This window comes from Planomonospora algeriensis (genome assembly GCF_977012225.1).
In genome coordinates this window covers 1-8,308 of sequence record NZ_CDRNDK010000293.1, presented here as the reverse complement: position 1 = coordinate 8,308, position 8,308 = coordinate 1, and the positions used below count along the sequence as shown (strand labels likewise).

Here is an 8,308-nt window from a genome sequence, read left to right as displayed (position 1 = left end):
CCGCTCCGGTGCCCGGCCTCGGCGCCCCGTCCGCGCCGTGGACGGAGGCGCCGGGCGACACCCGGGCCGAGGCGGCCCCGGAGGTGGCGGTCCCGGACGGCTCACCGTCCGAGGACGGCCCTCCGGAGATGCCGCAGGACCTCGGGGACCTGGGTGACGGCCGGAGGTTCGGCGGTGTCGCGTTCGGTTACCTGCCCGAGGGGCTGAAGTGGGGTGAGTGGTCGGTCAAGAACACCTTCGGCACGACCAGCTACAGCACCACGTGGGTGGAGCCCGGCCTCGAACCCGGGATGTACAGCGTCCAGGCGGTCGTCTACCGGAACGGCGCCGCGCGGCAGGCGGCCGAGCGGATGAAGGGCTACCGGAAGCAGGGCTCCAAGGCCGTCACCATCGGCGGTGAGCGCGTCCACCTGGTCCGCACGGGCGAGGACACCGGGAAGATCATCGAGGACGGCACCCCGACCGCGCTGTGGACGGAGGAGCCCGGGGTGGCGGTCGAGGTCATGCTGAGCCCCGACTACGCCGGGAAGCTGGGCGCCGGGGGGACCGAGCGGGAGCTGCGCAGGATCGTCGAAGGGCTGGAGCCCACCGGCTGATCCGGACGCCGCTCCGGGAAACGGGACCGGGCGAGGCCGCTGGGCGGCACAGGCCATCTCGCCGGTGACCCGGACACGGCCCCCGTCCGCCGGACGGGGGCCGTACTCCCGGGGCCGTGTTCCCAGGGAGCGGCACTCCCGGGGCGCGGCCTTCCCGGGGCGCGGTGGGGAACGGGAACCGCACAGCCGGGGGCCGCGCACCCTCTCCGGCGCGGGACCGGGACCGGAAGCCGCGCGCCGTGACCGCGGATCATGACGGCGGACGGCGGCGGAGAGAAAAGATCACGGAATTTCCCGAATGCTTTCGCCCGGCCTCGGCGCCGTGCGAGAGTTGGGGCGTTATGAGTGGTCGGGACGGCGCCGGGGATGCAGTGGGAGCGGACCTTTTCATCGGCAGGCGCGCGGAGTGGGCCGAGATCCGCGGCCTCCTCGGGAGGCGGCGCCACCTCACCCTGACCGGCACCGCCGGAGCGGGCAAGAGCACCCTCGCGCGGCGTCTGGCCGACGCGATGGAGCAGGCGTCCCCCGGATACGTGTGCGTCCTCGACCTGTCCGAGGCGCCGGAGGACCTCCCCGGCCTGACCGGAATGCTCGCCCGCGCGCTCGGCGTCCGCGTCCGCCCGGGCGCCTCCGCCTTCGACGCGGTGGCCGTGGAACTGCTCTCCCGGCCGCGGATGGTCGTCCTGGACGACTGCGACCGCGTCGCGGGCACCGCCGGAGTCCTGGCCGACCGGCTGCTGCGAGAGGTCGGCGTGCTGCGCGTCCTGGCCACCAGCCGCCAGCGGCTCGGCTTCACCGGCGAGTACACCTACCAGCTCGGCGGCCTGTCGGAGGACGAGGCCGTCGACCTGCTCACCGAGCTGGCCGGTGACAGGCTCGGCGAGGCCGACCCGGCCGAGGTCTGCCGGCGGCTCGACAACCTCCCGCTGGCCATCGAGCTGGCCGCCGCCGCGCCGGACCCCGCCGCGGCCGACCTCTTCGCGGCCCCTCCCGACCTCACTGCGGCCGACCTCTCCGCGGACCGCCCCGACGCCCGGCGGCACGGCTCCATGGGCGCCGCGCTCGGCTGGAGCCACGACCGGTGCGGTCCGGAGGAGCGCCTGGTCTGGGCCCGCGTGTCGGTCTTCTCCGGGGGCTTCGACGCCGAGGCCGCCCAGCACGTGTGCGCCTACGGAGGTCTCACCGTCGAGCGGGTCCTCGGCGCGCTCCGCGGCCTGTCCGACAAGTCGGTCCTGCTGTGGGAGAAGGACGGCGGCGGTGTCCGCTACCGCCTGCCGAACACCGTCCGGGCGTTCGGCGCCGCGCTGCTGGAGGACCTGGGCGAGGCCGAAGAGGCCCGGTGCCGCCACCGCGACCACTTCATGGACCTGTCCACGCGCGCCACCGCGGGCTGGCGGAGCGACCAGCTCGGCTGGTACCACCGCGTCCTCCCCGACCTCGCCAACCTGCGCGAGGCCGCGGAGGACTGCTACGCCAGACCCGAGGAGCGCCGCAAGGGCCTGGAGCTGGTCGGCAACCTGTGGTTCCTGTGGGTCTGCTGCGGCCGGCCCGCCCTCGGGTACGACCTGCTCCGGCGCGGCCTGGACCTGGAGCGCCGGCCCTCCGCCGAGCGGCTCAAAGCGCTGTGGGTGCAGACCTGGATGTCGATCCAGCGCGGGGACCTCGATGACGCGGAGCGCACCCTCGCCGAGTGCGCGGCGAGCGACTGGGAGGGGGCGGTGGACCTGGTCCCCTACGTCAGCCACTTCCAGTCGCACCTGGCCGTCGCCAGGGGCGACGTGGGCAAGGCCCTGTGGCTCATCAAGGACGCCCGGGAGCGCCACCGCTCGTCCGGCGACGTCTTCCCCGGGTTCCTGCCGACCTACATCGTCGTGGCCACCGGCATGATGCTCTCCGGGGAGTACGCGCGGGCGACGACCGTGCTGCGGGAGGGCCGCGAGCTGTGCGCCTCCTACCGCGACTACTGGACCCTCTCCCGCCTCGACCTGATCCTCGGGCTCGCCGAGCACGTCCTCGACAACACCGCGGCGGCCACCGCGTCCGTCCGCGAGTCGCTCCGCGGCGCCCGGATGTTCGACGACGGCGTCTGCCTCACCGAGGGGCTGGAGGTGTTCGCGGTGATCGCCGAGGGCGACGCGCACGACACCCTCGCCCTGTTCCTCCTCGGCGCGGCGGCCGCCGCCCGCGAGAAAGCCGGGACGCCGTCCCTGCGCTCGCCCGTGCTGACCGAGCTGCTCCGCCGCTCCGAGGCGAGGCTGCTCGCCCGCAACGACAAGGAGGAGCACGACCGGCTCATCGGGACGGGGCGTTCGACGGACCTGCTGACCGCCGTGGAACACGCCCTCCAGGGGCTCACCTTCTGACGGCGTCCGGCCCTCCACCGCGGAGGGTCCACCGCGCGCGGCGGCGGGAGCCCGGCCGAGTGCCGCCGCCGTACGGCACGCCGCCCGTGACCGCCGGCGGCCCGGCCCGGAGGCCCCGGCCCGGCGGCGGCCGGTACGGCTAGCGGGCCTCGCCCAGGAACTTGGCCACCCGGCTGACCCCCTCGACCAGGTCCTCGTCGCCGAGCGCGTAGGACAGGCGGAAATAGCCGGGGGTGCCGAAGGCCTCGCCGGGGACGAGCGCGACCTCGGCCTCCTCCAGGATGATCTCGGCGAGCTCGGCGGAGGTCCGCGCGCGCCTCCCGCCGAACTCCCTGCCCAGCAGCGCCTTGACCGAGGGGTAGGCGTAGAAGGCACCCTTGGGCTCGGGGCAGACCACGCCCGGGATCTCGTTGAGCATGCGGACCATCGTCCGGCGGCGGCGATCGAAGGCCTCCCGCATCCGGGCCACCGCCGACAGGTCGCCGGTGACCGCGGCCAGGGCGGCGGCCTGGGCCACGTTGGAGACGTTGGAGGTGGCGTGCGACTGCAGGTTGGCCGCCGCCTTGACGACGTCCTCGGGGCCGATCAGCCAGCCCACCCGCCAGCCGGTCATCGCGTAGGTCTTGGCGACGCCGTTCAGCACGACGACCTTGTCGCCCAGCTCGGGGACGGCGGTGGCGATGCTGGAGAAGGTCGCGTCACCGTAGGTGAGGTGCTCGTAGATCTCGTCCGTGACGACCCACAGGTCGTGCTCGGCGGCCCAGCGGCCGATCGCCTCGACCTGCTCCGGGCTGTAGACCGCGCCGGTCGGGTTGGACGGGGAGACGAACAGCAGGACCTTCGTGCGGTCGGTGCGGGCGGCCTCCAGCTGCTCCACGCTCGCCAGGTAACCGGTGGTCTCATCGGTCACCACGTCGACCTGGACGCCGCCGGCCAGCTTGATCGCCTCGGGGTAGGTCGTCCAGTAGGGGGCCACGACCAGGACCTCGTCGCCCGGGTCGAGCAGCGTGGCGAACGCCTGGTAGACCGCCTGCTTGCCGCCGTTGGTGATCAGGACCTGGGACGCGCCGACCCGGTGGCCGGAGTCGCGGAGGGTCTTGTCGGCGACGGCCTGCTTGAGCTCGGGGAGCCCGCCGGCGGGCGTGTACTTGTGGAAGCGGGGAGTGCGGCACGCCTCGACGGCGGCCTCGACGATGTAGTCCGGGGTCGGGAAGTCCGGCTCGCCGGCGCCGAAGCCGATGACCGGGCGGCCCGCCGCCTTCATCGCCTTGGCCTTGGCGTCCACGGCGAGCGTGGCGGACTCGGAGATCGCGGAGATGCGGGCGGAGATGCGAGGACGGGTCATGCCTCCATGGTTACAGACCCGTCGCTCCGTTTCCGTCTCCCATCCATCATGCGGACGCGTCCGCGGCCGCCCCGGACGGATCGGAAGGAACGTTCGTGACCATCTCGTTGCCCGCCCTGTGACCTGGGGACGGGTTTCCGGTTCGACGTGGAGCCCATTCCCCCGTAGACTCCGGCGTGGTCTTTCCGCCGCATGCGTGTTCGGCGGTCAAGACCGGTGAGCCGCGGACAAACTTCGGGTCAACCGAGGTATGGTGGTTCATGTCTTAGGGCACTAGCGCAATTGGTAGCGCACCGGTCTCCAAAACCGGCGGTTGGGGGTTCGAGTCCCTCGTGCCCTGCGAGGAGCGGTCCGCGCATCAGGGCGTCTAGCGCGCCGCAGACATGCGTTGGATACGACGGATCAGGTGAGGACTGTGGCGATCGACACGCGCGGCGAAACCGCAGACAAGCCGAGCGGTGAGAAGAAGCCGAAGCGCACTTCTCCCGCCCTCTTCTATCGGCAGATCGTCGCCGAGCTGCGTAAGGTCATCTGGCCCACGCGCAAGGAGCTCATTTCTTACACCATCATCGTCCTGGTCTTCGTTCTGATCATGGTCGGGATCGTGGCCGGACTCGATGCGCTGTTCACCGAGGGCGTGCTGAGGATCTTCGGCGGATCCTGAGCCGGCATCCGGCGGGTCGTCCCGCCGTGACCCCAGCCCCTCCGCAAGTCCAGTCAGCCCATCGACGAAAAGAGAAAGAGCCACCGTGTCCGAGTCTTCACAGTCGGCCGGCGAGTCCCGCGAAGAGTGGGAGGGCGAGCCGGAAGAGGCCGTCGACGCCGCGGAGGGTTCGCTCGGCGAGTCCGAAGAGGTCGACGAGTCCGGAGCTCGCGACGAGTCCGGGGAGGCTCGTGACGACTCCGAGGACGCCGACGCCGGAAGCGAGGCCGAAGAGGCCCCGGCCGGCGTCGTCGACGAGGACGGTGACGTCCTTCCCGACGTCGACCCGGTCGAGGAGTTCAAGCGCCACCTGCGCGGCCAGTACGGCGAGTGGTACGTCATCCACTCCTACGCCGGCTACGAGAACCGCGTGAAGGCCAACATCGAGACCCGCACGCAGTCCCTCAACATGGAGGACTTCATCTTCCAGGTCGAGGTGCCCACGCACCACGTGACCGAGGTGAAGAGCGGCAAGCGCCAGCTCGTCAAGGAGCGCGTGCTGCCCGGCTACGTGCTGGTCCGGATGGAGCTCACCGACGAGTCCTGGTCCGCGGTGCGGAACACGCCCGGCGTGACCGGTTTCGTCGGGCTGTCGAACAAGCCGAGCCCGCTGAGCATCGACGAGGTCGCCAAGCTGCTGGCCCCCGAGCCCAGCGAGGAGACCAAGAAGACGACCGCCAAGACCACCGCGGCGACCGTCGACTTCGAGGTGGGCGAGTCGGTCACCGTCATGGACGGGCCCTTCGCCACCCTGCCCGCGACGGTCAGCGAGATCAGCGCCGAGTCGCAGAAGCTCAAGGTGCTGGTTTCGATCTTCGGTCGCGAGACCCCGGTCGAGCTCTCGTTCAACCAGGTCTCGAAGATCTGACCCGTCACATAAACTAAGACGTTCGGCGGCCGTGCTTCGCGAAGCGCGGCCCGTCGGCACGCTCCCCGCGTCTGCGTGGGAGCCGCATCACCCCGATTAGGACCCGGAGAGAACCATGCCTCCTAAGAAGAAGATCGCGGCACTGGTCAAGGTCCAGCTTCCCGCTGGCCAGGCCACGCCCGCTCCGCCGGTCGGTACCGCCCTCGGTCCGCACGGCGTCAACATCATGGACTTCGTGAAGCAGTACAACGCTGCCACCGAGGCCCAGCGCGGCAACATCATCCCCGTTGAGATCACCATCTTCGAGGACCGCAGCTTCACCTTCATCACGAAGACGCCCCCGGCGCCCGAGATGATCAAGAAGGCCGCCGGTGTGACGAAGGGCTCGGCCGTCCCGCAGAAGGACAAGGTCGGCAAGCTGACCCGTGAGCAGCTGCGTCAGATCGCCGAGACGAAGATGCAGGACCTCAACGCCAACGACATCGAGGCGGCGGAGAAGATCATCGCCGGTACCGCCCGGTCGATGGGCATCACGATCGCCGACTAGGCGTTCACCACCACCAACCTCGAAGCGAGTGGAGGGGCCAGGCGCTGGCCCGTACCACGGACACTCGGATCCACAGGAGTGAGCAAGTGAAGCGCAGCAAGGGCCACCGCAACGCAGCGGCCAAGTTCGACCGCGAGAACCTGTACAGCCCGGCCGAGGCCGCGAAGCTGGCCAAGGAGACCAACGTCGCCAAGTTCGACGCGACCGTCGAGGTCGCCCTGCGGCTGGGCGTCGACCCCCGCAAGGCCGACCAGATGGTGCGCGGCACCGTCAACCTCCCGCACGGCACCGGTAAGACCGCCCGGGTCCTGGTCTTCGCGACCGGTGACCGTGCCGAGGAGGCCCGTGCCGCGGGCGCCGACATCGTGGGCGCCGACGAGCTGATCGACGAGGTCGCCAAGGGCCGCCTCGACTTCGACGCGGTCGTCGCCACCCCCGACCTCATGGGCAAGGTCGGCCGTCTGGGCCGTGTCCTCGGCCCGCGTGGTCTGATGCCGAACCCCAAGACCGGCACCGTCACCCCCGCGGTCGGCAAGGCCGTCACCGACATCAAGGGCGGCAAGATCGAGTTCCGTGTCGACCGGCACGCGAACCTGCACTTCATCATCGGCAAGGTGTCGTTCGGCGAGCGCCAGCTCATCGAGAACTACGCCGCCGCCCTCGACGAGGTGCTGCGTCTCAAGCCGTCCGCGGCCAAGGGCCGTTACCTCAAGAAGATCACCTTCTCCACGTCCATGGGCCCCGGCATCCCGGTCGACCCGAACGTGACGCGCGGCATGACCGCCGACCTCGACGCCTGATCTATCAGACGTCCGTCGTAGAGGGCCTCGACCGAATGGCCATTCGTCGAGGCCCTTCTTCGTTCTTGTGGCCGAAGCGCCCGGGCTCCGCGACGCATAGTCTCGTAGACAAGTTCGTTGGGGGATTACGAAGGGGTGTGAGGACGGATGCGCCGATTGGCTCCCGCGCTGGCGCTGGGAACGGTCGCGCTGATCGGGGTCGCGGGGTGCGGTGCGCAGGGCACCGCCTCTCTCGGCAACGTGAAGCTGGCGGCGGCCGAGGCGGTTCAGCAGAGCGCCCAGAAGGCCGAGGAGGTCACCTCCTACTCCGCCGACCTGGTGTTCGACGCCAAGGACGGCGAGCACGGCGCCGGCAAGGTGCAGGGCCGCATGGTCTACCAGAGCAAGCCTCAGCTGGCGACGGACATCACACTGGACGTGATCTCCTTCGGTGAGCAGAACGTGCCCGGCGGGGCGCGGGCCATCCTGCTCGGTGACACGGTCTACGTGAAGTCGGGCCTGCTGACCCGGTTCACCGGCGGCGACAAGCCGTGGGTCAAGGTGTCGACCGCCGACCTGGACGCCGGCGACCAGGCCGAGGTCCGGGGGCTCATGGACCAGGCCCAGCAGTTCGACCTGCCCGGCACGGTCAAGCTGCTGACGGCCTCCAAGGACGTCAAGGCCGTCGGCACCGAGACGGTCGGCGGTGTGGAGACCACCCACTACAGCGGCACCTTCCCGGTGGCCGAGGCCGCGAAGGCGCTCGACCCGAGTGAGCGCGAGCAGCTCCAGGGCCGGTTCGCCGAGGCGAAGAACGTGAAGTTCGACCTGTGGGCCGACGCGCAGAGCCTGCCCCGCAAGGTCACGCTGAGCGGCGCCGAGCAGGGCGCCTCGTTCACCATGGCGGCGCACTTCCAGGGCTTCAACGAGCCGGTGACGATCGCGGCCCCGCCCGCGGACCAGGTGGGCGACCTGCCGAAGGACCTCGGCGAGAAGCCGAAGGAGAGCTCGGGCGGCAACTGAGCCCGCATGCGGCCCGCGCCCCGGGATGTCCGGTCGGGGTGCGGGCCGTACGCGCGTCCGCGGCCGGGCGGGGGGCCGGCCGCG

The 8,308-nt window shown here is 71.0% G+C and carries 7 protein-coding genes, 1 tRNA gene and 1 pseudogene; 8 read left to right on the top strand and 1 reads right to left on the bottom strand.

All coding sequences use genetic code 11. The features are described 5' to 3' along the window. Both ACWJ6R_RS24945 and ACWJ6R_RS24940 read left to right on the top strand, forming a co-directional pair. Positions 1-596: pseudogene (locus ACWJ6R_RS24945) on the top strand (hypothetical protein); the annotation flags it as partial. Positions 597-967: 371 nt separating this feature from the next. Further along, positions 968-2,959, top strand: coding sequence for an ATP-binding protein (locus tag ACWJ6R_RS24940; protein ID WP_449064559.1), 1,992 nt, complete (start codon positions 968-970; stop codon positions 2,957-2,959). A 139-nt stretch (positions 2,960-3,098) separates the two neighbouring features. Here ACWJ6R_RS24940 and ACWJ6R_RS24935 read toward each other — a convergent pair whose 3' ends face one another. Continuing rightward, on the bottom strand, positions 3,099-4,304 hold the full coding sequence (locus ACWJ6R_RS24935; protein ID WP_449064558.1) for a pyridoxal phosphate-dependent aminotransferase: 1,206 nt from the start codon (positions 4,302-4,304) through the stop codon (positions 3,099-3,101). Positions 4,305-4,571: 267 nt separating this feature from the next. Here ACWJ6R_RS24935 and ACWJ6R_RS24930 point away from each other — a divergent pair. The 6 genes from ACWJ6R_RS24930 (at position 4,572) to ACWJ6R_RS24905 (ending at position 8,224) form a co-directional block, all read left to right on the top strand. Beyond that, a tRNA-Trp gene (locus ACWJ6R_RS24930) sits at positions 4,572-4,644 on the top strand. 75 nt (positions 4,645-4,719) lie between these two features. Further along, complete coding sequence (gene secE / locus ACWJ6R_RS24925; protein WP_449064557.1) at positions 4,720-4,968, top strand: preprotein translocase subunit SecE; 249 nt, start codon at positions 4,720-4,722, stop codon at positions 4,966-4,968. A gap of 85 nt (positions 4,969-5,053) precedes the next feature. After that, complete coding sequence (gene nusG, locus ACWJ6R_RS24920; RefSeq protein WP_449064556.1) at positions 5,054-5,875, top strand: transcription termination/antitermination protein NusG; 822 nt, start codon at positions 5,054-5,056, stop codon at positions 5,873-5,875. Positions 5,876-5,990: 115 nt separating this feature from the next. Then, the gene (rplK, locus tag ACWJ6R_RS24915) at positions 5,991-6,422 is read left to right on the top strand and encodes a 50S ribosomal protein L11 (protein ID WP_068896520.1); all 432 of its coding nucleotides are present in this window, start codon (positions 5,991-5,993) and stop codon (positions 6,420-6,422) included. 86 nt (positions 6,423-6,508) lie between these two features. Continuing rightward, a complete protein-coding gene (rplA, locus tag ACWJ6R_RS24910) occupies positions 6,509-7,222 on the top strand; it encodes a 50S ribosomal protein L1 (protein WP_449064555.1) in 714 nt (237 codons plus the stop codon). A gap of 147 nt (positions 7,223-7,369) precedes the next feature. After that, positions 7,370-8,224 (top strand): LppX_LprAFG lipoprotein, encoded by an 855-nt coding sequence (locus ACWJ6R_RS24905; protein WP_449064554.1) that lies wholly within the window; start codon positions 7,370-7,372, stop codon positions 8,222-8,224. The last annotated feature ends 84 nt before the right edge of the window (positions 8,225-8,308 follow it).